Here is a 22,088-nt window from a genome sequence, read left to right as displayed (position 1 = left end):
GGAGTAGATGATGGCTGAGACACTCGAACGCGCCGACGTGGTTCAACACGTGTTTGTCGTGGGTCTGCGCAACGCCCACGCTTTGGAGCACCAGGCGCTGGCGTTGATGGACCGTCAGATCGATCATTTGAGCCACTATCCCGAAGTGGCGCAGCGGCTGAAGGCGCATCGTGTCGAAACCGAGGGACAGATCGAACGGCTCGACGAGATCCTGCAGTCGCTCGACGAGAAGGCGTCGGTGGTAAAGGATACCGCCCTGGGGCTGGTCGGCAACCTCGCCGCTTTGGGCCATGTCTTGGCACCCGACGAAATCCTCAAGAACAGTTTCGCCAATTTCGCCTTCGAGAATTTCGAGGTGGCGAGCTACAAATCGTTGATCACCGTCGCGGAGACGGGTGGGTTCGGCAGTGCCTTGCCGCTACTGCAACGAACGCTGGACGAGGAACTCGCCATGGCGCGGTTCTGCGACGAGAGCCTGCCAGCCATCACGCGCAAATATCTCGAGTTGCGCGCGCAGGGGGCGACGGCGAGCCATTGATCCGCCGCTATGTCGGCTGGCTGGGTAAACCAGCGGACCGCACACGGTAATCGTATTGAGCGACATCAGATCGCCCGAAACCTACCGGGCGGATGGGCGTTCGGTCACTATGCGCTGTCGCACTGACGGTGAAGCGGCCGGGCGCCAGTAGACCTGCCATCCGTGCTCGGACCGGCCGGCGGTTGAGCATCCCTTGACCAGCGATTTCCAGAAGGATCTTCACTACCCCCATGTTTCATTGGACTCACACCGCTCAGGACGCGTTGGAACGCAAACTTTTCGCTCATGTCGAAGCCGCGTCATTTCCCTGTGTCGGCGCGAAATCGGCGCTGGCGCGCGGTCGCCTGACGGTTCTTGCCTGCGATAATATCGACAGCGCCTGGGACGATTTGCGCATCCATGAGGCGCTGTTGCGCTTCACCGGGGCGTATCGCGACGATCCGGCGATATTCCAGAGCTTCGCCGTCGTTTTCCAGGGCCCCGTCAATCTCGACGAAGAAGCGTTCGAACGCGCGCTATGGGATCGCGTCCAGTCGCTCCACGACAAGGACGTCTGGCGCGGTCAGGCCTATGACTCACGTGTCAGCGCCGATCCCGGCAACCCGCATTTCTCGCTGAGCTTCGGGGGCGAGGCGTTCTTCATCGTCGGCCTTCATCCCAAGGCTAGCCGTCCGGCTCGCCGGTTCGAGCAGCCGACCCTCGTCTTCAACCTCCACGACCAATTCGAGCGGCTGCGCGAGGCCGGCAAATATGAAGGGCTGCGCGAGAAGATCCTGGTGCGGGACGACAATCTTGCCGGGTCGCGCAATCCGATGCTGGCGCGTCATGGAGAGGTCAGCGAGGCGCGGCAATATTCGGGCCGCGCGGTGGATGAGGATTGGGAGCCTCCGTTCGAATATCGCGGCGAGGCGAAATGAGCAGCGAGATCGTCATTCCGGAACGGAGCGGCACCGCTTTCCCGTTGCCTCGCGGCGCGCTGTTGACGGTGATCGATCCCAGGGGCGAGCAAGTGGCGGATCTGCTCGCGTTCAACGCCGAGGATGTGGACGAGGTGATCTCATCGGGCCGCACCTTCGATTATGCCGAGACGATCGCGCTGACGACCGGGCATGAATTATATTCCAACCGCTCGCGCGCGATGCTGACGATCGTCGAGGATACGGTCGGGTGCCACGATTTCCTGCTGACGCCGTGTTCGATCGATACCTTCCACCATTTCTATCCCGATCTGCCGCCGCATCGCGGCTGTTTCGGCAATCTCGCCGAGGCACTGGCGCCTTATGGCATCGGGCCTGACCGCATCCCGGTCGCGTTCAACTGCTTCATGAACGTGCCGGTCGATGGACGGACAGGGAAACTGAAGGTGCTGCCGCCGCGGAGCAAGGCCGGGGATCATATTACCTTCCGGGCGGAGATCGACCTCGTCATCGGACTGACCGCCTGTTCGGCGCCGGATTCGAACGGCGGCACCTTCAAGCCGATCCATTACCGGATCGACAGCTGATTGGGGCAGCCCTTTCGTTCCGCGACTAACCGCCCTCCGCCGCCATGCGTCGAGGCGCTTTCATGTGATCGATGAATGCGCGGAGTTTCGGCAGCATCTGACGTTTGCCGGAATGATAAAGGAAGACGCCCGGCGTCATGATCGCCTGAGACGTCAGCAACGCTTGTAGCCGGCCATCCGCAATCGCTGCCTCGGCGATCGGGCCAGGGACTTGCGCGAGCCCCAGGCCCTGCATCGCGGCACCGAGAAGGGTGGGGTAATCGTGCGCGATCAGCGGCCCCGACACCGCCGCTTCGATTACATCGTTACCAACGGCGAAGGTCCAAGGCGCGATCGATCCGTTCCAACGGCGCAGGCGCAGGCACGCATGATCGCGGAGGTCCTCCACTCGGGCCGGCGGCTTGTGCCCGCGCAGATAATCGGGGCTGCCGACGACGTGGAACGGGAACGGCGGCGTTAGCCGCACCACGATCATGTCGGCCGCGATCAGTTCGCCGAGGCGGATGCCGGCATCGAAACCGCGAGCAGCGATATCCACCATCTCGTCGCTCGCGGCGATCTCCAATTCTATCTCGGGATAGGCCTCGCAGAATGACGCGATCACCGGCTCAAGGATCAACGGCACCACGGATCGGGGTACGGCGAGGCGCAACAATCCGGTAGGGCGCTGCCCCAGATCGCGCGCCGCTTCGCTGGCGGCGACGAGCTCGTCAAAGGCGGGCCCAGCCCGGTCGAGGAAGCGTTGGCCGGCTTCGGTCAGGCCGACGCTGCGCGTGGTCCGGGTCAGCAACGCCGCGCCGATCCGCGCTTCGAGCGTCCGCACCGATTGGCTGACGGCCGACGGCGTGACACCGAGCGCAGCGGCAGCGCGGCGAAAACTGCGATAGCGGGCGACGCTCAGAAATGTCTCGACCCCGTCGAGCGCACCATGCCGGACTGTGAAGTTCTGCTTCATAGATCGTCGAGATTATCGCCCATAGTCGCTCGTGCAAAGCGACCATAGATGCGACCTCCACCTCAACCGGACAGCGGCGGTCGACCCCGCCGCAATCGACTCAGGACCGGAGATCGCCATGTCGATAACCCATATCTTTCAGACGCATCTCTTCGTCGGGTACGTGGCGTGGCTGCTGTGCTTTGGCGCCTATGTCCTGCCCTGGCTCAAATCGATCGATCGCGTGGCGGCGCACCGTGCGATCGCGACGCTCCACAGCTTCCGCTTCTTCGGGCTCGCCTTCATCGTGCCGGGCGTGGTCGGCGACGGCCTGCCGGCGCATTTTGCCATCCCCGCCGCTTATGGCGACCTTGCCACCGGCCTGCTCGCGATGCTCGCGCTAGCGACGGTTCGGATCCGGCCCGTCTTCTGGCTGTTCGTTGTCGCGTTCAACCTTGTCGGCCTGGTCGATCTCGTGCTTGCCTATAGCCACGCGATCCAGGCCGATCTCCCGGCGCATGCGGGGGAGTTGGGCGCGGCCTATGCGATCCCGATCCTCTATGTGCCGCTGCTGATGATTACTCACGTCACCGCGTTTTATTTCCTGGCGCGCTCGCGGCCCACGGCGGCGTCTTCACCCGTCGCCGCTGCGCGCGTCTCCTGACGCTTCGCGCCGATGGAGCGGGGCAGTGGACTAGACGTCCACCGCCAGATAGCCGGTGAGGTACCGTCCCGCGGCTGCGCCATAGATGCCGGGTCCGGCGACGTTGAAGGGACGATTGTCGAATATATTGGTCACCTGCATGCGCAGGGTCGCATCGCGGTTGATCAATTTGAACCGATAGCGACCGCCAAGGTTGAGCTGCGCGCGCGCGGGTAACGAGACGAGATTGTCGGTGGTCGACGGCACCTTGCCGCGCTGGAGCAAGGTGGTGTCGAGCGACAGCCCGTCGAGCACCGGCGTCTTCCAGTTGAGGTTCAAATTGACGAGGTGCCCCGGCAAGCCAACGGGGCGCGCGCCGATCGTGCCGAGCGCGGTGGGATCGCGCGTGACCCGGGCGCGCAGGAAATACCCGCCCGCGACGACGTTGAGCGTCCTGGTCAAATTGCCCGACACCGACACTTCCGCCCCCTGGCTGCGGGTGGTGCCGACCTGGGTGTAGCGATTGGCTGCATCGAACCCGAAATAGGGCTTCCGCAGGTCGAATAGCCCGGCGATCAGCTTGACGTTCCCCGTCACCGTCCAGCGAATGCCGGCATCCTTCTGTTCGGTCAGGATCGCGTTGAGCGGCTGGTTGCGGTTGGCCGCGTTGGGCGGCGCGACGCCGCTTTCCTCCAGTCCGCGGGCATAGCCGGCATAGAGCGACACCGATTTGGACAGATAGGCCGCCGCCGTTCCGTTGTAGAGCCATGGCCGCGACCGGGACACGATCGGCGCGACGCCCGGGAGCCAGGTAGTCTTGCGGTAATCGGCGCGCGAGAGGCCGAAGCTGATCTCGCCAATGTCGCGCCAGCGCCCGTCATACGCCACGCCCAGGGTCGCCTGGCGAATGCGGTCGCGCGATGACGCGCCGAACATGAAATTCGGCTTGGGTGAATCCTCCTCGACACCGATCCGGGTCGGACCCAGATCGACGTCGTCCGATCCGCCGAACTGGTGGCGCGCGTCGCGTTCGCGCAGGCTGAGATGGATCACATGGAGTCGCGGCCCGTCGACGATGCTGTGCGTCAGCCGGACCTCGCCGCTCAGCGATACGTTCTTCGCGCGCGGATCGGCGATGAGCAGGCGGTCCGCTGTCCCGTCAGGCTGCAGGTCGACCAACAGATTGGCGTAACTCTTCTTCTGATCGAACACCGACCGGAACGCGCCGACCCGGAGCAGCCACGTCTTGCCCGGCGCATAGGAAGCGAGCAGTCCCTGATTGGTCCCGGTATAGCGGAAATCGGCCCATTGGGGGCCGTCAAAGCTATGCGCGGGGGGCTTTGGCGGCAGATATTTGCCCGCCGGCACGTAGAACGGCCCGGCCTCGTCATTGTAATCGTTGGTCAATGTCCAGAACGGCATGATCTCCACGCCGGGCGCTGGCCGCCAGCGGACGATCAGCCCCTGGCTGTGATTGAAATTGTCGGTGCCGTCGGGGAATGCGGTGCGCCCGACGATCGCGCCATAGCCGACCGACAGCCGCTTGCTGACCGGCAGCGATCCGTCGACTTCCAACCCATAGGAACTGTAGCTGTCGGCGTTGAGCACGATCGAGGCGGCCGCCTTGTCGCCGGGACGGCGCAGCAATTGGTCGACGATCCCGCTCGGCGCGGCGAACGGATAGCCCTGCGCCGACAGACCCACCTTGATGCTGGTCGAATCGTTGATGATGCTCGACAGCGCGATCGCGGGGTCGAAATACATGCCGTCGATCCGCACGTTCCCCGCCGCGGTCGGCGAGAAGCCGCGCGCGTTGCTCGACGTGTAGATGCCGATCGTCTCGCGCCCGACGCTGAAGCCGAACCCGTCCTCCGCCTGCGTCACCGCATTGTCGTCGGCGCGATCCTGCGCGGCGGCGGGAAACGCGCTCCCCGCCAGCAACAATGTCAGCGTCGCCGAGCTCAGCCGTCCCATGCCGATCCTCCCTTACCGTTATATCGTCTTATGACAGCATATCAGTCAATCGGCCCTGAATGCCGACTTAACGGTGACGGCTGGACGGAAGCGACGAACCGCGTCATCGGCGGATCGCATGACGGCGGAACGCATCATTATCGAAACGATCGGCTGGACCGGCGCCGTGCTGATCCTGGTCGCCTATCTCCTGCTGTCCGCGGGTCGGGTCGGCGGACAATCGCGGCTCTATCAGTGGATGAACCTGGTCGGCGCGGCGTGCTTCGTCGTCAATAGCGGCTATAACGGCGCGATCCCCTCGGCGGTGCTCAACGTGGTCTGGGCGGGCATCGGGCTCTTTACGCTTTGGCGCATCGCGCGACGGGCATAGGAACGCGCCATGTTTACCCTTTACGGCATCCCCAATTGCGACACGGTAAAAAAGGCCCGCGCCTGGCTCGACGGTCGCGGCGTCGCTTATGCCTTTCACGACTATAAGAAGCTGGGCGTCGACCAAGCGTCGCTGCGTCGCTGGACGAGCGCATTGGGCTGGGAAACCGTGCTCAATCGCGCGGGCACGACCTTCCGCGCGCTGTCCGATGCCGACAAGGCCGATCTCGACCAGGATAAGGCGATCGCGCTGATGCTGGCGCAGCCATCGATGATCAAGCGCCCGATCGTCGAAGGTGATGGCGTGCTGGCCGCCGGGTTCAAGCCTGACGCCTGGCAAACGGCCGGTATCGGCTAAGCTTGCCAGCGCGCGCATCCGGGCGCAGTCTCCACCACCTAAATAGGGAGGGGAAACATGGCTCAAACCGTCAAGCCGCCGGTCTGGTTCTGGATCGTCGCGATCCTGCTGGTGCTGTGGAACGCGATCGGCTGTTATTTCTGCGTCGAGCAGTTCCGCCTGGGTGCCGCCTCGGCGATGTGGGAACAGACGCCCTATCACCAGGCGCTCTACCGCTCACTGCCCAGCTGGTACAATTATGTCTACGCCGTCGCCACGTTCGGCGGATTGCTCGGCGGCCTTGCCTTGCTGCTGCGCGAACGCCGCGCGATCATCCTGTTCTGGATCTCGCTGATCGCGGTGATCGTCCAGTTCGGCTATACGTTCGCGATGACCGACCTGATCGCGCATGAAGGTGCGGCGAAGGTGGTGCCGTTTCCGGTGTTCATCGCCGTAGTCGGCCTGTTCGCGATCTGGTTTTCGGGGATGGCGGCGAAGAAAGGCTGGATAGGAAGGTGACGTCGGGGGAGGGCGCTCAGCCCTCCCACTGGAACACCTCATCCAGCGGCTTGCCGAACACCTGAGCGATGCGGAACGCGGCCTCGAGCGTGGGTGAATATTTGCCGGCCTCGATCGCCGCCACCGTCTGGCGAGTCATGCCGATCCGCTCGCCCAGTTCGGCCTGGGTCATCTCATTCGCCATGAAGCGCAGCAAGCGGATCTGATTGACCACCCGGCCGGGAAGCGGCTTAGCCATGCCAGCCCCTCCGATAGCTCGTCACGATTAGGACATGGCGAAGGGTTTCCGCCAGCACGATCGCCAGCAACGCGCTGTTGACGATCTTGGGTGCCGGATCGCTGAATGGCATCACCACGCCGACGATGATCGTTCCGACCAGCAGGACGTAATAACTGGCGCTTCCTCCACGCCGGGCGATCGCGCGGTCGCGTTCGTCGGGCCTAGCACGTTCGTCGGCGTCGCTACTCACAGCCAGCACGACATGGCCGACGATCACCACGATCGCCTGGATCGAGGCGACGATGCCGAACGTCCAGACGATATCGAGCAGCCTGGGTCCGACCTGCCCTGACAGGACCAGCGAGAAATAGATGACATAAGCGACGATCATGCAGACGAGCGTCAGCCAGGCGGTCTTTTCGCGATAGGCCATGGTCATGCTCCCCGCCGGTAGCCGACGATCTGCGCGCCATAGTGGACGATGTCCGCGATCACGATCGCGGCCATCATGCCGTTGACCAGATCCCAGGGCGTGGCGCCGAAATAGACCGTCACGGTGACGCAGACGATCAGGCTGATCAGCACAGGATAGGCGATGGCGTACGAGCGGCGCGCGACTTCCCTGTCCCGCTCGTCGGCTGGCGCGTTGGCATCCTTCGGCGCCAGGATCGCGACGACGATCGTGGCGGCCGCGGCCAGCAGGGCCTGGAGGATCAGTGCCGCGGTGAACGCGGCCATGTAAATAGAGGGGTGCGGCACGCCTCCCGTCATCATCGTCCGGAAAGCGAAGGTGAAATAGCCGCCCCAGACGATCGCGGTCGTGACGACCGAGATCCAGGCGATCTTTTCCTTGAACGGCATTTTTGACCTCATGTACGAATCAGTCGCCATCATGTTAAATATATATAACATTAAGTCAAGCGCGGCTGTCGTTCGCGTTGGTGGGCGCTGGCGATGCGATGCGGAACTGGCTAGGGAGCCCGCCATGTCCACGACCTTCACGATCGACACCTCGACCAGCCGCGCCAACCCGACGCCGGCGCCGATGAAGCGACTCACCGTGCCGGCCATTCAGCGCCGCAAGTTCGAGGGAAAGACGCAGGAACCGCTGGTGATGCTAACCGCTTACACGGTCCGCATGGCCCAGCTGTTGGATCCGCATTGCGATATCCTGCTGGTCGGCGATTCGCTCGGGCAGGTCGTCTATGGCCTGCCCTCGACGCTGCCGGTCACGCTCGACATGATGTGCGCGCATGGCGCGGCGGTGGTGCGTGGCAGCTATCATGCCGTCGTCGTGGTCGACATGCCGTTCGGCAGCTACGAAGCCTCACCCGAACAGGCCTTCGCCAGCGCCAGCCGCGTGCTGGCGGAGACCGGTTGCGCCGCGATCAAGATGGAAGGCGGCGCCGCGATGGCTTCGACCATTCGCTTCCTGACCGAGCGCGGCATCCCGGTGATGGCGCATATCGGCTTGACGCCTCAAGCGATCAACACGCTCGGCGGTTACGGCGCGCGCGGCCGTAGCCAGGAGGAAGAAGCCAAGATCAAGGACGACGCCCGGGCGGTTGCAGAGGCCGGTGCCTTCTCGGTCGTGGTCGAGGGGGTGATCGAACCGATCGCGCGCTCGCTCACCGAAACCACCGACATTCCGGTGATCGGGATCGGCGCATCGGCGGCCTGCGACGGTCAGGTGCTGGTCGCCGAGGACATGCTCGGCCTGTTCGAGCGCACGCCGCGTTTCGTGAAGAAGTTTGACGACATGGCCGGCCGCATCACCGATGCCGTGACACGCTATGCCGAAGAGGTACGCAATCGGACGTTCCCGGGGGTCGAGCAGACCTATCTGCCCAAGACCTGACCGCCCAAGGCGCGTTGCTTTTGGGTGGCGCGCCGCTAAGGGACCCCCCTAGGAACAGTCGCCGATCACGGCCATTGCGAGAGCCGAACGCGGTCCCTAAGGTCCGCCGACTTATTTTTGCCCCCAATTGGAGCCTACCCCTTGGCTGTGACGCCGAAAACCGACGAAGCTTTCCTGCGCGAGGTCGATGAGGAACTCCGCCGCGATCAGATCGTGGGCGTGTGGAAGAATTATGGTCGCGTGATCATTGGTCTGATCGTGGCCGCATTGGCGATTTTCGCCGGCGTGCTCGGCTGGCGGGCATGGAGCCATGGCGCTGCCGAAAAGCAGGCGATCGAACTGCAACAGGCCTATGACTCGATCGCCAGCGGCAATACCCAGGCGGCTAAGGCGCCGATCGACAAGCTCGCCGGCGAGAGCGCGCCGGGCTATCGCGCGCTGGCCAAGATGCTGCAAGGCAACGATCTGCTCGCAGCCGGCAAGACCAAGGAAGCCGCGGCGAAATATGGCGAAGTCGCGCGTGATAGCAGTGTCGGGCAGCCGATCCGCGACCTCGCCACGATCCGCCAGACCCATACCGAATTCGACGCGCTCGCGCCGCAGGTGGTGATCGACCGGCTGAAGCCGCTCGCGACCTCGGACTCGGCCTGGCTCGGCAGCGCCGGCGAGATGATCGCGATGGCCGATCTCAAGCTCAACCGGTTGGCGGAAGCGCGCGCGATGTTCAAGTTGATCGCGGAGAGCGACAAGGTTCCCGACAGCATCCGTCAACGTGCGGTTCAGGCGACCCAGGCTCTCGATACCGGTACGAACGTTCAGAAGGGCAAGTAAGCAGCATGACGACCAAGTGGAGGATGCCGATTGCGCTGGTGGCGCTGACCGCGCTCGGCGCGTGCGGCGCATTCAAGGGCGGCGGAAAGAAGACTCCCGTGCTCGGCGATCGCGTGCCGATCCTGGTGTCGGAAAGCGACGCCAAGGTCGATCCGGCGATTTCGGGGCTCGACGTCCTGTTGCCGGCACCTGTCGCCAATACCGACTGGGCCCAGCCCGGCGGCAATCCCGAAAAGTCGATGGGCCATCTGGCGCTGGGCGGATCCGTTTCCCGCGTGTGGACGGTGACGATCCCGGCGGGATCGAACCGGCAGCGGCTGGCGGCGTCCCCCGTGATCGGTGACGGCAAGCTCTACGCGGTCGATGTCGACGGCGCGCTGCACGCCTTCGATGCCAATTCGGGCGCGTCCTTGTGGACCGTGCCGATCGCCAAGGCAGAGAAGAGCAAGGCGGCACGGTTCGGCGGCGGCGCGACTTACGACAATGGCCGCGTCTATGCGACCGATGGCCTGGGCGACATTGTGGCGTTCGATGCCAAGACCGGCTCCGAAGTATGGCGCGCCAAGCCGGGGCCGCCGCTGCGCGGATCGCCGACCGTCGTCGGCGACCAGCTCTACACGTTGAGCCAGGACAATCAGCTCTACGCCTTGTCGACCGCCAACGGGCAGCAAGTCTGGTCGGCCTCGGGCAGTCTCGAAACCCAGGGCGTATTCGGCGTCGCTGCGCCGGCAGTGGCGCACCAGACGGTCGTCGCCGGCTTTTCGTCGGGCGAGCTCAACGCCTATCGCGTCGAGAATGGCCGCGCCATCTGGGGCGACGCTCTGTCGCGCACCAGCATTTCGACCTCGGTGTCCAGTCTTGCCGATATCGACGCCGATCCGGTGATTGACGACACCAATGTCTACGCATTGGGGCAGGGCGGTCGTCTGATTGCCGCCAATCTCGCTACCGGTCAGCGTCTGTGGGAGCAGAATTTCGCCGGTATTTCGACGCCCTGGCTGGCGGGCGAGTGGCTGTTCGTGGTCACCGACGAAAGCAAGCTCTATTGCCTGCAGCGTTCGACCGGAAAGATCCGCTGGATCAGCCAGTTGCGCGCCTTCCAGGTCGAAAAGAAGAAAAAGAAGAAGAACCCGCTGACCTGGTACGGTCCGGTCCTTGCCGGCAACCGCCTGGTGCTGGTCAATTCGCTGGGCGACATGGTGTTCGCCTCGCCGAGCGACGGCACCGTCGGCCAGACGATTCCCGGCAAGGACGGCTTCGGCCTGGGGCCGGTGGTCGCCAACAACACACTCTACGTGCTGGACGGGCGCGGGCGAATTTCCGCCTATCGCTGAGTGATCGGAACGGGGCGGCGTAAGCGTCGCCCCGTTCAGGGCGTTGCCGCTGGCGTGCACACGCCCTACAGCGCCCTGCATGTCCTTACCCACCGTCGCCATTATCGGCCGTCCCAATGTCGGCAAGTCGACGCTGTTCAACCGGCTCGTCGGCAAGAAGCTTGCCCTGGTCGATGACCAGCCCGGCGTTACCCGCGATCGGCGCGAGGGCGACGCGAACCTGCTCGGCCTCGAGTTTCGCGTGATCGACACCGCCGGCTACGAGGATCTCGAAGCCGCGACCTTGCCCGGCCGGATGCGGCAACAGACCGAGGCGGCGGTGGCACAGGCCGACGTCGCCTTGTTCCTGATCGACGCCCGCGCCGGGATCGTTCCGCTCGACGAGGAAATCGCGCGCTGGCTGCGTGGCTCGACCACACCGGTCATCCTGGTCGCCAACAAGGCGGAAGGACGCGCGGCGGAGGCCGGCATCATCGAATCGCTCGCACTCGGTTTCGGCGATCCGGTCCAGGTGTCGGCCGAGCATGGCGAAGGCATGGCCGATCTGTTCGAGGCGCTGGTCCCGTTCGTTCCCGAGCCGGAAGAGTTCGAGGAAGAGGAAGACGACAGCCCCGACGCGCCGCTTAAGCTGGCGATCGTCGGCCGTCCCAATGCCGGCAAATCGACATTGATCAATCGCATGCTGGGCGAGGATCGCCTGATCACCGGTCCAGAAGCGGGGATCACCCGCGATTCGATCGCGATCGACTGGACCTGGCACGATCCGAAGAACGGCCCGCGCGCGGTGCGGCTGATCGACACGGCCGGGATGCGCAAGCGCGCCAAGGTGCAGGACAAGCTCGAAAAGCTATCGGTCGCCGACGCGTTGCGCGCGGTCGATTTCGCCGAAGTCGTCGTGCTGCTGCTGGATGCGACCTTGGGGCTGGAGGCCCAGGACCTCAAAATCGCCGATCGCGTCCTCCAGGAAGGGCGCGCCTTGGTCATCGCGCTCAACAAATGGGACATCGCCGAAAATGCCTCGTCGCTGTTCAATGGCGTCAAGAAAGCGCTCGAGGACGGTCTGAGCCAGGTGAAGGGCGTCATCGTCGTCACCGTGTCGGGCGCGACCGGCAAGGGCATCGACCAGTTGCTCGGCGCTGCCTTCGAAACGCGTGAGGCCTGGTCGAAGCGCGTCTCCACCGGCGAGCTCAATCGCTGGTTCGAACGCGCCATCGACGCCAATCCTCCGCCAGCGCCCGGCGGCAAGCGGATCAAGATGCGCTACGTCACCCAGATCAAGACGCGCCCACCCAGTTTCGTTATTTTCGGCACGCGCGTCGATCAGCTTCCCGCAAGCTACGAACGCTATTTGGTCAACTCGATGCGCCGGGATCTTGGCTTCGGCGCAGTCCCCGTTCGGTTGACGCTGCGCGCGCCGAAGAATCCATTTGATCGGGATTGAACATAATTTCGTGAAAGTTGCACGGCTCCAAGATCTTAGAGGCTGACGGCTGCGAATTCCGTCAACCGGTCGTTTACCTGCGCCAGCTACATCGGACACATCGGGGCAGCGGGGGCGTGCCGATACGGGTGGAGGACGTGGTGACGATCGATAGCGGGCAAATAGTGGACTGGAGCGCTTTTCAGGCGGCCCGAAGCGAGCTCGGCGCCGGGTTCGTCCGCATTCTCGGCTATTTCAAGGAAGATGGCGTCAAATCGGTCGCAGCGATCGAGGACGCGATGCGCGCCGGCAATGCCGCCGCGATCGTGCTGCCGGCGCACACGCTGAAGGGCGAGTCGCGTCAGTTCGGGGCGGAGCAACTCGCGGCGATCGCCGAAGCCATCGAAGTCATCGGGCGCCAGTGCGTGGAAACGCGCGATGCGCCCGACCAGGCGCTGGAACATGTCGTCAAGCTGCGCCCGACCTTCGAAGCGACGCTCGCGATGCTCGAACGCGAGGCCAACCCGCTGGTCGAACGCCGCCCCACCGCCTTCGGCCGCCGCGCCATCTGACTGTCGGTCAGCTTTCGCTTTCTTCCGCTGATTTCGCGTTGAGCTGGATGTAATTCTCCAGCCCCATCCGCTCGATCATGTCGAACTGGCGCTCGAGCGTATCGACATGTTCCTCCTCGCTGTCGAGGATCCGGCGGAACAGGTCGCGGCTGACATAATCGCGCACTTTCTCGCAATGTTCGATTGCGTCGCGCAGCAGCGGCAACGCCTCCATTTCGAGCTCGAGGTCCGACTTCAACACCTCTTCGACCGTCTCGCCGATGCGGAGGCGCCCGAGCAGCTGGAAATTGGGCAGGCCGTCAAGGAACAGGATGCGCTCCGACAGCCAGTCGGCATGCTTCATCTCGTCGATCGATTCGTGGCGCTCGAACTCGGCCAGCTTCTGCACGCCCCAATGATCGAGCAGGCGGTAATGCAGCCAATATTGGTTGATCGCGGTCAGTTCGTTCTTGAGCGCGGTATTCAGGAAATCGATGACCTGCGGATCGCCCTTCATAGTCTTGCCCTTCATTGTTCTTCGGGCGCGACTATAGACTGCCGGCTCCGTCGGAAAAAGTCCAAAAAATGGCGGATTTCTGCGGTTTTTCTCGAGTTGCGAACGCTACGCAGCAGCGCGCTCATCATCGATAATGGACCGCGCGAACGGCACGCACTGACCGCATTTCGGCTGACGGCCGAGCGAGCGATAGGCCTGACACGCCGTCATCGACCCGTTGCGCGCGGCCTCGCGCACTTCGCGTTCGCGGATCGCATTGCAGACGCACACCATCATGAGACCGATTATCCCTCGCGCTCGTTGCGATCGAGTTAGCGATAGTGAGATCGATTCGCAATACTATTGCGACACGTTTGCAACTTGCCCCGTGCGTCGGAACGGTTGCCATTGTCCGCGCGCCGCACTGCGCCACAGCCATTCGAACGGACCATAGGCGAATCGATCGAGCCACGGCTTCGACCAGGCGAGCATCAACAGCCACATCCCGGCGACGACGATCAGGCACTGCCAGCGCTGCAGATAGCCGTACCAGCCCAGGCCATAGCCATTGAAGATCAAGGTGCAGACGATCGAGGTGCCGAGATAATTGGAAAACGCCATCCTTCCCGTGGCGGCGAAGCGATCCGCCAGCCAAGGCAGGCGCCCCGATTGCACGAACAGGATGACCAAGGCGGCATAGCCCAGGCTGAGCCAGGGCCGCAGCAAGCTGAGCTGGATCGCCTCGGTCGCGATCATCGTCAGCGGCGCCCAATGCGTCGCATCGAGCCAGCCGACCAGCGGAACATAGGCCGCCCAGGCCAGCGGCACGGCGGCCGCCGTCAGCCAATAAGCGCGCCGCGACCAGGCGCCGGAGAAGAATCCCCAGCGGAACAGCGCCATGCCGATCAGCATCAACGCCAGCGTGTCGATGAAGGCGATGCGGTTGACGATCGTCTGGAAGAAGATTGCGGTCTGCGTCCGCACCTTGAGCGCGTCACTATAGGATCCGCGATAGCCTGCCAGTTCGCGCGCGATGCCGTCGCGCTGCGGGTCGGATTGCTGCCGGAACGCGCGCCAGTCGGCGGCCAGGGTCGGATCGGGATTTGGCTGGATCGAGGCCACGCGCGCGGTCTCGAGATGCTGATAGGCGACCAGTCCATCGGCCAACTTGAACGCCAGCAGCAACATGCCGATCGTCACCAGCATCCGCGGCCGTACGCGCCAACCGACGAACGCGATCATCCCAGTCAGCGCGTAGAGCACTAGAATGTCGCCCGCCCAGATCAGATAAGCGTGGACCATGCCGAACACGAACAAGGTCGCCATCCGGGCATAATGGACCTTGGCCGGCCGCTGGCCGCTCAGCAATGCGCGGTCGGCGATCAGCAGGGTCGAGGCACCGAACATCATCGTGAACAGCCCGCGAAACTTGCCGTCGCCAATCGCATAGGCGATCGCCCATTCCCACCAATTTGCGCCGGTCGACCCGCCGTAGAAGCTGGGGTCGATCTCGGCATAGCCGGGCATCGCGAAATCGATGATGTTGAGCAGCAAGATGCCCATCACCGCGACCCCACGCACTGCGTCGAGCGTGCGCAGCCGTAGCGGCACGGCCGCGCCGTCGCTCGCCGGCGGGTCGATCACCGTTTCGCGAACCAGGCGATCGGGATGCCCACCAGAACGTTATGGCTGAAGAACTGCTCGGCCAGCCCCAACGCCGTGAACGGGTGCCAGCCGAAGCGCAGCGGCAAGACGATCAGGCTCATCACCGCCCATAGTCCGATGCCGTAAGCGATACCCGCGATCAGCCAGCGTGACTTGAGGATTGGCGTACGATCGGCGACGATCACGAAGAACGCCGCCATCACCGCCATGATCGCGAAATGCAGCAATAGCCCGACCAAAGCCACGCCGGGCCCGCCCTTGACCGCGCCGTCGCCCAGGATGGCGCTCGCCAGCCCCTTGAGCATGTTGATCGGCGCTCGCCCGGCAATCAGCGTGTAGACGCACGCCGACAGGATATCGAGCGTGCCGGCGACCAATGTCGCCAGCAGAATCTTACGGCCGGTTCCCATCATCCCTCTCCCTGTTTCACCGCAATTCGCGGCGTATCACCAATTTGAGCCCCGACCAGATTGCGTCGACCGCGCACACCTTCACGTCGACCAGCCCGGTCGGCAGTGCCACGGTGCGGATCACGTCCTCGGTGATGTCGGTCGGAACCTTGGCGGCCTTTTTGGGCCACGACACCCAAATCTGTCCGGCCGGGGCGATCATGGTGCGCAGCTGGGCGATCAGCCGTTCCAACTCGGCGCATTCGGTGACGAACAGGTGCGCGGCGTCGAGGCCCTCGAGCGGAGCATCCAGGTCGATAACGCCGATCGCGGCGAGATCGATCTCCGCGCGCACGCTATCGGGCACGGCATGGAACCAGGCACGCATGCCTGGCGCGAGCGACAACTTCTTCGCCAGCGGGGTTCCCGAATAGCCCGCTGGAGCCGCATTGGGGTGCGAAGACGAAGCGTCGGGCGATGCCATGACGCCGACGCTATCACCAACCTGCTGTACTACAACAGTCCCACGCGACCAGCCGCCGATCGGGTGCCGGATCAGGCGCCCAATCAGACGCCCAATCAGACGATTGTGTCGCCCATCAACTCGGGGAAAAAGCCTTCATGCGCGTTGCGCAAGTCGGCGATGCTGACGCACCAATCGCCTTCATCGAGTTCGAAGATCAGCCGGTCCTTGATCGTCCGTCCGATCGGATCGGCCGGGACGTCGGCGGCAGCGGCGTCGGCCAGGAATTCGGCCAGCGCCTCGTCGGGCACGGTGACCAGATAGAGGCCTTGATCCTCGCCGAAGAACGATCCCGCCACGCCGAACGGCTGCGCTTCGTTGATCATCGCGCCGATCCCGCTCGCCAGTGCCATTTCGGCCAGCGCCACCGCCATGCCGCCGTCGGAGACGTCATGGCACGCGCTGATCAGCCCGCGCTCGATCGCCGAGCGGACGAACTCACCAGTGCGGCGCTCGGCTTTCAAATCGACCGGGGGCGGGGGGCCATCCTCGCGGCCATGGATCTCGCGCAGCCAGATCGACTGGCCGAGATGACCGCCGCGCTCGCCGACCGCCAGGATCGCGTCGCCGGTGTGCTTGAACGCGATCGTCGCGCTCTTGGTATAATCCTGCAGGAGGCCGACGCCGCCGATCGCCGGCGTTGGCAGGATCGCCGATCCGCTGCCATCGTCATTCTTGGTTTCGTTGTAGAGCGACACGTTGCCGCTCACGATCGGGAAGTCGAGCGCGGTGCACGCCTCGGCCATGCCCTCGATACAGCCGACGAACTGGCCCATGATCTCGGGCCGCTGCGGGTTGCCGAAATTCATGCAGTCGGTCGTCGCCAGCGGCTTCGCACCCACTGCGCAGATATTGCGATAAGCCTCGGCAATCGCCTGCTTTCCACCCTCGAACGGATCGGCCAGGCAATAGCGCGGCGTGCAGTCTGTGGTGATCGCCAGGCCCTTGTTGGTGCCATGGACGCGAACCACCGCGGCGTCGCCACCGGGACGCTGGACGGTGTCGGCGCCGACCATGTGGTCATATTGTTCCCAGATCCAGCGGCGGCTGGCGATGTCGGGCGACGCCATCACCCTGATCAGATCGCCGGTCAGATCTTCGCATTCGGGTTCGTCGGTCAGATCGGCCGGAGGCGTGGTGCGTACGAACGGCCGATCATAAGCGGGAGCGTCGTCGGCAAGCGGCCCGAGCGGGATATCGCACACCGTTTCGCCGTTGAATTTCAATACCATCCGGCCGGTATCTGTCACCGTACCGATGATCGCAAAATCGAGCTGCCACTTGCGGAAAATCGCTTCCGCCTCGGGCTCGCGGCCGGGCTTGAGGACCATGAGCATGCGCTCCTGGCTCTCCGACAGCATCATCTCGTAGGGCGTCATGCTAGTCTCACGGCAGGGCACCGCGTTCATGTCGAGTTCGATCCCGACGCCACCCTTCGACGCCATCTCGACCGACGACGAGGTCAGCCCGGCGGCGCCCATATCCTGGATCGCGACGATCGCGTCGGACGCCATCAACTCCAGACACGCTTCGATCAGCAATTTCTCGGTGAACGGATCGCCGACCTGCACCGTCGGCCGCTTTTCCTCCGAATCCTCGGAGAAATCGGCCGACGCCATGGTGGCGCCATGGATACCGTCGCGTCCCGTCTTGGAGCCGACATAGACGATCGAATTGCCGATGCCCGACGCCGCCGAATAGAAGATCTTGGCGGTCTCGGCGACGCCAACGGTCATCGCATTGACCAGGATGTTGCCGTCATAAGCGGCGTGGAAATTGACCTCCCCGCCGACCGTCGGCACGCCGACGCAATTGCCATAGCCGCCGATGCCGTGGACCACGCCCGCGATCAGGTGGCGCATCTTGGGATGATCGGGGCGGCCGAAGCGCAGGGCGTTCAAATTGGCGACCGGCCGCGCGCCCATGGTGAAGACGTCGCGCAGGATGCCGCCGACTCCGGTCGCAGCGCCCTGATAGGGCTCGATGTACGAGGGGTGGTTGTGGCTCTCCATCTTGAAGATCGCCGCCTGGCCGTCGCCGATGTCGATCACGCCGGCATTCTCGCCCGGACCCTGGATCACCCAGGGCGCCTTGGTCGGCAGCTTTTTCAAATGGATACGCGAGGATTTGTACGAACAATGTTCGGACCACATGACCGAGAAGATACCCAGTTCGGTCAGGTTGGGTTCGCGCCCCATCGCGTGCAGGACGCGCTCATATTCCTCGGGCGACAGGCCGTGTTCGGCGACGATTTCGGGCGTGATTCCGGTCATGCCGCACGCCCTTAGCGGCCTCGGCCGCATCCGTCACCCATCCAGACCGTTTCGGAACAACCCCATCGTAACGATCGTTGTGCGGCGGTTCCATGAACAGGAGAGTAACATGCGTTTCCCAACCATTCTGGCGTGCGTATCCGGGGTCGCACTAATAGCCGTGCCGCCGGCATTTGGGCAGGGGAAGAAGGACCGGGCGCGAGAGGCCGTTGCCGCCGCGCAGGCCAAGGTCGATGCCGCCGGTAAGGTCGGCGCCGCGGGAGAGGTGCCCCGGTTGCTCGCCGAGGCGCAAGGGGCATTGCGCACCGCGCAGGAGGATTTGGCGCGCGATAAGAAGACCGACGCGATCGCCGACGCCAACCGCGCGTCGACGCTCGCCGATCAGGCGCTGGGCGAGGCGCAGCGCGCCAAACTCGCGCGCGCCCGAGACGACAAGCAGGCGGCCGAGGCCGCTGCCGCGGACGCCGCGCGATCGGCGGCCGACGCCAATGCCCGCGCTGCTGCTGCTGAAGCCGACGCCAATGCGGCGCGCAACGCGCCGCCGCCGGCACCGGTAGTCATCGCCGCGCCGCCACCGCCCGTGCCGACCAGCACGACGATAACCACCGAAACGGTCTCGCCGGCAACCAAGGTCGTTACCAAGGCGGCTCCGCGCAAGCGCGTGGTGACCAGACGTCACGTCGTCCGGAGGGCGGCGCCAGCGACGGTCAAGACGAAGACGACCGTCACGACCACCTCGAACTGACGATCGCGGGCGCGTGTGGCCGATCGGCTGCGCGCGCCCGGCGTCAGCCTTTTATCCAGTTCACTTTCGGGTCATCGAAATCCACGGTCTCGCCGAGTTCGTAGACGTTGCGATACCCGTAAGCGGCCAGGTTGATATAGGTCTGGATGTTGAGCGACACCGCGGCCGACTTGAGCATCACGGGTGGCCGGTCGTTCGAGAAATTGTTGTTGCAGTAGATCAGGATCGGCTGGTTACGGTCAGGCAGGGCTGCGGCGAGCGCCGGCGCGGTGAAATCGGTCAGCGGCAGGTTGATCGCCCCAGCGATATGCCCCTGCGCGAATGCATCGGCCGATCGTGCGTCGAGAATGATCGCCCCGCCCGTCGCGGCCATCTGCATGAAGCGCATGAGCGTGATGCGGCGTTTTGCGCGCTCGGGCGAGACTCGCGCCGCGAGTCGTTGGAATCCCTGATAATCGATCTGCGGATTGACCGGCGGCGGACCGTCGGCAGCCATCAGGAATACGGCGAGCAACAACGGCGTCATGGCTTCCCTCCCTGACTTTATAGCCCGAAGCGTGCGCCCGATCGCCTAAATGAGGCCTGAACGTTCTGCGATCAGAGGATCTCGCGGACCTTTTCGGGTGGCCGTCCCAACCGCACGCCCTTGGGCGTTTCAACCAGCGGGCGTTCGATCAGGATCGGATCGGCGGCCATCGCGTCGAGGATCGCATCGTCGTCGGCATGTTTGAGCGCCTTGGCGCCATCCTCGGCTTTGCGCAGCCCCTCGCGCGGGGTCATCCCGGCCGCGGCATAAAGCGCGGCCAACTCGTCCCGCGACGGCGGGTGCTTGAGATATTCGACAATCTCGACCTCGATGCCGGGCGTCGCCTGCAGGATCGCCAGCGTCTCGCGTGATTTCGAACAGCGCGGGTTATGCCAGATCGTCGCCTTCAATTCGTCTTCTCCGTCAGAAAATCCACGTCGGTGCGCTCGGGCCCGATCGCGGTCCACGCCACCAGTACGACCACCGTGATGCCCGCGACGATCGCCATGGCCAGCCCGAAATTGCCGCCATGGCTCTGCGCGATCGAGGCCTGGATCGGCAGGTTGCGCGATGCGATCAGATTGCCAAGCTGATAGGCGAATCCGGGAAACATGCCGCGCACCAGGGGCGGCGATAGCTCGTTGAGATGCACGGGCACGATACCCCACGCGCCCTGCACCGCGATCTGGATGAGGAAGGCGCCGAGTCCGAGCATCAATGGAGTCGCACTGAACGCCCAGAGCGGGATCACGGGCAACGCCAGCAGGCTGCCGATGATGATCGCGCGTTTGCGGCCGATTCGCTCAGACCAAATTCCGACTGAAATGCCTCCGACGATCGCACCAGCATTACCGACCATCGCCAGCAGGCCGACCATGTGCGTATCGAACTTGTGCTGTTTCTCGAGGAAGGTCGGATACATGTCCTGCGTGCCGTGGCTGAAGAAGTTGAACGCCGTCATCAATACAACGACATAGAGCGCAATCTTCCAATGCTTCCTGAGCTCGCGGAGTGGGTTGGCCGGCCGTTCGTGGCGGCGTTTTTCGAAAGCCGGACTCTCCTCGACATGCATCCGGATCAGGAAGACCAGGATAGCGGGGGCGATGCCGACCATGAACATGCCGCGCCAGCCGATCGTGTCGAACAGCAGGAAATAGATCAGGCTCGCGAGGAAATAGCCGGTCGGATAGCCCGATTGCAGTAGGCCGGAGACGGGACCGCGCAGCTTGATGGGGATCGACTCCATCACCAGGCTGGCCCCGATTCCCCATTCGCCGCCCATGCAGAAGCCGAACAGGGTGCGGATCACGAACAGGCTGGCCAGTGACCAGGCGAAGGCCGAGGCGAACGAGAAGAGCGAGAATAACAGGATCACGATCATCATGATCGGCCGCCGCCCGAATCGATCGGCCATCCACCCGAACACGAACGCGCCGAACGGTCGCGCGGCGAGCGTCAGGAAGGTCGCTTCCGACACCGTCTTGATGTCGGTGCCATATTCCTTGGCGATCGCCGAGAGCATGAAGACCAACAGGAAGAAGTCGAACGCATCGAGCGTCCAGCCGAGATAGCTTGCCCAGATCGAATGGACCTGCTTGCGATTCAGTCCCTTGAGCTCTGCGACCAGCGACATCCGGTTCTCCCCGATTTTGGGGATGGGCTACGCCAAACGTCGCGTCCGCGCCACCCACCAGGCGAGCAGAGCGAGCACGGCATAAGCGAACAATCCCAGCCAGCCAGTGGACGCCGGGGCAGGGCCGGCCTCACTTGGCTGCGGCGTGGTCCAGTTGACTGCCTGGAGCACCGCCATGCCGACAGCCAGCGCCCAAGGCGACCATCTGCCCATCGTGCCGATCGCTCGCGTCCGGCTGACGAAGAACCACAGCCCGCCGAACGCGAAGGCGAGCTCCAGCGGGATTTCGATCCAGGGATGGTTCCAAAGGCCAAGCCCGAGCTTGGGCGGGCTTCCGGCGAGCGTGAGGTCGGGGCGATGGACCAGCAGGTCGATCAGCCAGTGTGAGACCACCACCGCACCGCCGATCAGGCCGGCGGTCCAGCTGCCGCGCAGTAACCGCACCACAATCGCGAACAGTACGCCCCAGCCGATCGCGCCGGCCAGGCTGTGCGTCCAGGGCATGTCGTACAGGTCCATGGCGTTCATCACCGTCGCGCCGGGCAGCATCCGCATCTTCTCGACGCCCAGGATCAGGAAACTGAAGAATGCGATGTCGACCAATTGCGCGGCGACGAACAAGGCGCCGAGCCGCGGCGATTTGGGCGATGTCGCCGCCGCGAAGGCCGGCGCATAGTGACCGATGAACATAAAGCCCTCCCCGTTTTAAGCCCTCTCCCGTTTACGGGAGAGGGTTGGGTGAGGGTCTTCTTTCTTCTTCCAAGCGTGTGCCGAAACAGAAGAAGTAAGAAGACCCTCACCCTCCC

Annotated in this window: 28 protein-coding genes; 13 read left to right on the top strand and 15 right to left on the bottom strand. The window is 64.1% G+C overall.

All coding sequences use genetic code 11. The features are described 5' to 3' along the window. The first annotated feature begins 10 nt into the window (after nt 1-10). The 3 genes from SMA01S_RS00140 to SMA01S_RS00130 all read left to right on the top strand — a co-directional run bounded on the left by SMA01S_RS00140 (nt 11) and on the right by SMA01S_RS00130 (nt 2,042). On the top strand, nt 11-538 hold the full coding sequence (locus SMA01S_RS00140) for a ferritin-like domain-containing protein (protein WP_157093720.1): 528 nt from the start codon (nt 11-13) through the stop codon (nt 536-538). A gap of 230 nt (nt 539-768) precedes the next feature. Then, a complete protein-coding gene (gntA, locus tag SMA01S_RS00135; protein ID WP_066815438.1) occupies nt 769-1,455 on the top strand; it encodes a guanitoxin biosynthesis heme-dependent pre-guanitoxin N-hydroxylase GntA in 687 nt (228 codons plus the stop codon). Continuing rightward, nucleotides 1,452-2,042 (top strand): DUF1989 domain-containing protein, encoded by a 591-nt coding sequence (locus SMA01S_RS00130; protein ID WP_066815432.1) that lies wholly within the window; start codon nt 1,452-1,454, stop codon nt 2,040-2,042. Before gntA ends, SMA01S_RS00130 begins: the two co-directional genes overlap by 4 nt. Nucleotides 2,043-2,067: 25 nt before the next feature. Here SMA01S_RS00130 and SMA01S_RS00125 read toward each other — a convergent pair whose 3' ends face one another. Next, nucleotides 2,068-2,997 (bottom strand): LysR substrate-binding domain-containing protein, encoded by a 930-nt coding sequence (locus SMA01S_RS00125; RefSeq protein ID WP_066815430.1) that lies wholly within the window; start codon nt 2,995-2,997, stop codon nt 2,068-2,070. Nucleotides 2,998-3,115: 118 nt separating this feature from the next. On the opposite strand from SMA01S_RS00125, the gene SMA01S_RS00120 reads away from it, so the two are divergent. Then, nucleotides 3,116-3,640, top strand: a complete 525-nt coding sequence (locus SMA01S_RS00120; RefSeq protein WP_066815427.1) for a DUF8737 domain-containing protein — start codon at nt 3,116-3,118, stop codon at nt 3,638-3,640. A 30-nt stretch (nt 3,641-3,670) separates the two neighbouring features. Here SMA01S_RS00120 and SMA01S_RS00115 read toward each other — a convergent pair whose 3' ends face one another. Further along, entirely contained in the window at nt 3,671-5,593 is a 1,923-nt protein-coding gene (locus SMA01S_RS00115; RefSeq protein WP_066815420.1) for a TonB-dependent siderophore receptor, read from the bottom strand. A gap of 118 nt (nt 5,594-5,711) precedes the next feature. On the opposite strand from SMA01S_RS00115, the gene SMA01S_RS00110 reads away from it, so the two are divergent. From SMA01S_RS00110 to SMA01S_RS00100, 3 genes are read left to right on the top strand one after another with little or no spacing between them, the layout of a single operon-like run. Beyond that, complete coding sequence (locus SMA01S_RS00110; protein ID WP_066815417.1) at nt 5,712-5,963, top strand: CBU_0592 family membrane protein; 252 nt, start codon at nt 5,712-5,714, stop codon at nt 5,961-5,963. A gap of 9 nt (nt 5,964-5,972) precedes the next feature. Next, the gene (locus SMA01S_RS00105; protein ID WP_066815411.1) at nt 5,973-6,320 is read left to right on the top strand and encodes an arsenate reductase; all 348 of its coding nucleotides are present in this window, start codon (nt 5,973-5,975) and stop codon (nt 6,318-6,320) included. Nucleotides 6,321-6,377: 57 nt separating this feature from the next. Next, on the top strand, nt 6,378-6,818 hold the full coding sequence (locus SMA01S_RS00100) for a hypothetical protein (protein WP_066815408.1): 441 nt from the start codon (nt 6,378-6,380) through the stop codon (nt 6,816-6,818). A gap of 16 nt (nt 6,819-6,834) precedes the next feature. Here SMA01S_RS00100 and SMA01S_RS00095 read toward each other — a convergent pair whose 3' ends face one another. From SMA01S_RS00095 to SMA01S_RS00085, 3 genes are read right to left on the bottom strand one after another with little or no spacing between them, the layout of a single operon-like run. Continuing rightward, nucleotides 6,835-7,056 carry a helix-turn-helix transcriptional regulator gene (locus tag SMA01S_RS00095; protein WP_066591376.1) on the bottom strand — a complete coding sequence of 74 codons (222 nt, stop codon included), beginning with the start codon at nt 7,054-7,056 and terminating at the stop codon, nt 6,835-6,837. Beyond that, nucleotides 7,049-7,471 (bottom strand): hypothetical protein, encoded by a 423-nt coding sequence (locus SMA01S_RS00090; protein ID WP_066815405.1) that lies wholly within the window; start codon nt 7,469-7,471, stop codon nt 7,049-7,051. Before SMA01S_RS00090 ends, SMA01S_RS00095 begins: the two co-directional genes overlap by 8 nt. A 2-nt stretch (nt 7,472-7,473) precedes the next feature. Continuing rightward, a complete protein-coding gene (locus SMA01S_RS00085; RefSeq protein WP_066815403.1) occupies nt 7,474-7,899 on the bottom strand; it encodes a hypothetical protein in 426 nt (141 codons plus the stop codon). A 124-nt stretch (nt 7,900-8,023) separates the two neighbouring features. On the opposite strand from SMA01S_RS00085, the gene panB reads away from it, so the two are divergent. The 5 genes from panB to SMA01S_RS00060 all read left to right on the top strand — a co-directional run bounded on the left by panB (nt 8,024) and on the right by SMA01S_RS00060 (nt 13,053). Continuing rightward, on the top strand, nt 8,024-8,896 hold the full coding sequence (gene panB / locus SMA01S_RS00080; RefSeq protein WP_066815401.1) for a 3-methyl-2-oxobutanoate hydroxymethyltransferase: 873 nt from the start codon (nt 8,024-8,026) through the stop codon (nt 8,894-8,896). Between the two features lie 147 nt (nt 8,897-9,043). Further along, nucleotides 9,044-9,727 (top strand): tetratricopeptide repeat protein, encoded by a 684-nt coding sequence (locus tag SMA01S_RS00075; RefSeq protein ID WP_066815399.1) that lies wholly within the window; start codon nt 9,044-9,046, stop codon nt 9,725-9,727. Nucleotides 9,728-9,732: 5 nt separating this feature from the next. Continuing rightward, the gene (locus SMA01S_RS00070) at nt 9,733-11,061 is read left to right on the top strand and encodes an outer membrane protein assembly factor BamB family protein (protein WP_066815397.1); all 1,329 of its coding nucleotides are present in this window, start codon (nt 9,733-9,735) and stop codon (nt 11,059-11,061) included. Nucleotides 11,062-11,140: 79 nt separating this feature from the next. Next, nucleotides 11,141-12,502, top strand: coding sequence for a ribosome biogenesis GTPase Der (der, locus tag SMA01S_RS00065; protein WP_066815396.1), 1,362 nt, complete (start codon nt 11,141-11,143; stop codon nt 12,500-12,502). A 116-nt stretch (nt 12,503-12,618) separates the two neighbouring features. Further along, entirely contained in the window at nt 12,619-13,053 is a 435-nt protein-coding gene (locus SMA01S_RS00060) for an Hpt domain-containing protein (RefSeq protein WP_439654293.1), read from the top strand. Between the two features lie 7 nt (nt 13,054-13,060). Here the strand turns inward: SMA01S_RS00060 and bfr are convergent, their stop codons facing one another. The 6 genes from bfr to purL all read right to left on the bottom strand — a co-directional run bounded on the left by bfr (nt 13,061) and on the right by purL (nt 18,378). Continuing rightward, nucleotides 13,061-13,549, bottom strand: coding sequence for a bacterioferritin (gene bfr, locus SMA01S_RS00055; RefSeq protein ID WP_066812207.1), 489 nt, complete (start codon nt 13,547-13,549; stop codon nt 13,061-13,063). 105 nt (nt 13,550-13,654) lie between these two features. Next, entirely contained in the window at nt 13,655-13,825 is a 171-nt protein-coding gene (locus tag SMA01S_RS00050; protein ID WP_066812205.1) for a (2Fe-2S)-binding protein, read from the bottom strand. A 63-nt stretch (nt 13,826-13,888) separates the two neighbouring features. Then, nucleotides 13,889-15,172: a DUF418 domain-containing protein gene (locus tag SMA01S_RS00045; RefSeq protein WP_084249940.1), complete on the bottom strand. Its 1,284-nt coding sequence runs from the start codon at nt 15,170-15,172 to the stop codon at nt 13,889-13,891. Beyond that, complete coding sequence (locus SMA01S_RS00040; RefSeq protein WP_066816761.1) at nt 15,169-15,603, bottom strand: hypothetical protein; 435 nt, start codon at nt 15,601-15,603, stop codon at nt 15,169-15,171. The genes SMA01S_RS00045 and SMA01S_RS00040 overlap by 4 nt, the downstream gene beginning before the upstream one ends. Before the next feature lie 16 nt (nt 15,604-15,619). Then, entirely contained in the window at nt 15,620-16,066 is a 447-nt protein-coding gene (locus SMA01S_RS00035; protein ID WP_066815394.1) for a DUF3052 family protein, read from the bottom strand. Between the two features lie 95 nt (nt 16,067-16,161). Next, nucleotides 16,162-18,378: a phosphoribosylformylglycinamidine synthase subunit PurL gene (gene purL / locus SMA01S_RS00030; RefSeq protein WP_066815391.1), complete on the bottom strand. Its 2,217-nt coding sequence runs from the start codon at nt 18,376-18,378 to the stop codon at nt 16,162-16,164. A gap of 109 nt (nt 18,379-18,487) precedes the next feature. On the opposite strand from purL, the gene SMA01S_RS00025 reads away from it, so the two are divergent. Further along, nucleotides 18,488-19,123 (top strand): hypothetical protein, encoded by a 636-nt coding sequence (locus SMA01S_RS00025; protein ID WP_066815389.1) that lies wholly within the window; start codon nt 18,488-18,490, stop codon nt 19,121-19,123. 43 nt (nt 19,124-19,166) lie between these two features. On the opposite strand, the gene SMA01S_RS00020 is transcribed toward SMA01S_RS00025, so the two are convergent. From SMA01S_RS00020 to SMA01S_RS00005, 4 genes are all read right to left on the bottom strand, one after another. Beyond that, nucleotides 19,167-19,649 carry a rhodanese-like domain-containing protein gene (locus tag SMA01S_RS00020; RefSeq protein WP_066815388.1) on the bottom strand — a complete coding sequence of 161 codons (483 nt, stop codon included), beginning with the start codon at nt 19,647-19,649 and terminating at the stop codon, nt 19,167-19,169. Nucleotides 19,650-19,720: 71 nt separating this feature from the next. After that, nucleotides 19,721-20,059 carry an arsenate reductase (glutaredoxin) gene (gene arsC, locus SMA01S_RS00015; RefSeq protein ID WP_066815385.1) on the bottom strand — a complete coding sequence of 113 codons (339 nt, stop codon included), beginning with the start codon at nt 20,057-20,059 and terminating at the stop codon, nt 19,721-19,723. Further along, on the bottom strand, nt 20,056-21,282 hold the full coding sequence (locus tag SMA01S_RS00010; protein ID WP_066815382.1) for an MFS transporter: 1,227 nt from the start codon (nt 21,280-21,282) through the stop codon (nt 20,056-20,058). The genes arsC and SMA01S_RS00010 overlap by 4 nt, the downstream gene beginning before the upstream one ends. A 27-nt stretch (nt 21,283-21,309) precedes the next feature. Beyond that, nucleotides 21,310-21,972: a hypothetical protein gene (locus tag SMA01S_RS00005; RefSeq protein ID WP_066815380.1), complete on the bottom strand. Its 663-nt coding sequence runs from the start codon at nt 21,970-21,972 to the stop codon at nt 21,310-21,312. Between the last annotated feature and the right edge of the window lie 116 nt (nt 21,973-22,088).

The organism is Sphingomonas mali NBRC 15500 (assembly GCF_001598415.1).
Lineage (GTDB): Bacteria > Pseudomonadota > Alphaproteobacteria > Sphingomonadales > Sphingomonadaceae > Sphingomonas > Sphingomonas mali.
This window is presented reverse-complemented; position numbering and strand designations above follow the sequence as displayed.

What these genes read in the sequence shown, in the direction of transcription:
- SMA01S_RS00140 (WP_157093720.1), top strand. Translation starts at nt 11, where the DNA reads ATGGCTGAGACACTCGAACGCGCCGACGTGGTTCAACACGTGTTTGTC.
- gntA (WP_066815438.1), top strand. Translation starts at nt 769, where the DNA reads ATGTTTCATTGGACTCACACCGCTCAGGACGCGTTGGAACGCAAACTT.
- SMA01S_RS00130 (WP_066815432.1), top strand. Translation starts at nt 1,452, where the DNA reads ATGAGCAGCGAGATCGTCATTCCGGAACGGAGCGGCACCGCTTTCCCG.
- SMA01S_RS00125 (WP_066815430.1), bottom strand. Translation starts at nt 2,997, where the DNA reads ATGAAGCAGAACTTCACAGTCCGGCATGGTGCGCTCGACGGGGTCGAG.
- SMA01S_RS00120 (WP_066815427.1), top strand. Translation starts at nt 3,116, where the DNA reads ATGTCGATAACCCATATCTTTCAGACGCATCTCTTCGTCGGGTACGTG.
- SMA01S_RS00115 (WP_066815420.1), bottom strand. Translation starts at nt 5,593, where the DNA reads ATGGGACGGCTGAGCTCGGCGACGCTGACATTGTTGCTGGCGGGGAGC.
- SMA01S_RS00110 (WP_066815417.1), top strand. Translation starts at nt 5,712, where the DNA reads ATGACGGCGGAACGCATCATTATCGAAACGATCGGCTGGACCGGCGCC.
- SMA01S_RS00105 (WP_066815411.1), top strand. Translation starts at nt 5,973, where the DNA reads ATGTTTACCCTTTACGGCATCCCCAATTGCGACACGGTAAAAAAGGCC.
- SMA01S_RS00100 (WP_066815408.1), top strand. Translation starts at nt 6,378, where the DNA reads ATGGCTCAAACCGTCAAGCCGCCGGTCTGGTTCTGGATCGTCGCGATC.
- SMA01S_RS00095 (WP_066591376.1), bottom strand. Translation starts at nt 7,056, where the DNA reads ATGGCTAAGCCGCTTCCCGGCCGGGTGGTCAATCAGATCCGCTTGCTG.
- SMA01S_RS00090 (WP_066815405.1), bottom strand. Translation starts at nt 7,471, where the DNA reads ATGGCCTATCGCGAAAAGACCGCCTGGCTGACGCTCGTCTGCATGATC.
- SMA01S_RS00085 (WP_066815403.1), bottom strand. Translation starts at nt 7,899, where the DNA reads ATGCCGTTCAAGGAAAAGATCGCCTGGATCTCGGTCGTCACGACCGCG.
- panB (WP_066815401.1), top strand. Translation starts at nt 8,024, where the DNA reads ATGTCCACGACCTTCACGATCGACACCTCGACCAGCCGCGCCAACCCG.
- SMA01S_RS00070 (WP_066815397.1), top strand. Translation starts at nt 9,733, where the DNA reads ATGACGACCAAGTGGAGGATGCCGATTGCGCTGGTGGCGCTGACCGCG.
- der (WP_066815396.1), top strand. Translation starts at nt 11,141, where the DNA reads ATGTCCTTACCCACCGTCGCCATTATCGGCCGTCCCAATGTCGGCAAG.
- bfr (WP_066812207.1), bottom strand. Translation starts at nt 13,549, where the DNA reads ATGAAGGGCGATCCGCAGGTCATCGATTTCCTGAATACCGCGCTCAAG.
- SMA01S_RS00050 (WP_066812205.1), bottom strand. Translation starts at nt 13,825, where the DNA reads ATGATGGTGTGCGTCTGCAATGCGATCCGCGAACGCGAAGTGCGCGAG.
- SMA01S_RS00040 (WP_066816761.1), bottom strand. Translation starts at nt 15,603, where the DNA reads ATGGGAACCGGCCGTAAGATTCTGCTGGCGACATTGGTCGCCGGCACG.
- SMA01S_RS00035 (WP_066815394.1), bottom strand. Translation starts at nt 16,066, where the DNA reads ATGGCATCGCCCGACGCTTCGTCTTCGCACCCCAATGCGGCTCCAGCG.
- purL (WP_066815391.1), bottom strand. Translation starts at nt 18,378, where the DNA reads ATGACCGGAATCACGCCCGAAATCGTCGCCGAACACGGCCTGTCGCCC.
- SMA01S_RS00025 (WP_066815389.1), top strand. Translation starts at nt 18,488, where the DNA reads ATGCGTTTCCCAACCATTCTGGCGTGCGTATCCGGGGTCGCACTAATA.
- SMA01S_RS00020 (WP_066815388.1), bottom strand. Translation starts at nt 19,649, where the DNA reads ATGACGCCGTTGTTGCTCGCCGTATTCCTGATGGCTGCCGACGGTCCG.
- SMA01S_RS00010 (WP_066815382.1), bottom strand. Translation starts at nt 21,282, where the DNA reads ATGTCGCTGGTCGCAGAGCTCAAGGGACTGAATCGCAAGCAGGTCCAT.
- SMA01S_RS00005 (WP_066815380.1), bottom strand. Translation starts at nt 21,972, where the DNA reads ATGTTCATCGGTCACTATGCGCCGGCCTTCGCGGCGGCGACATCGCCC.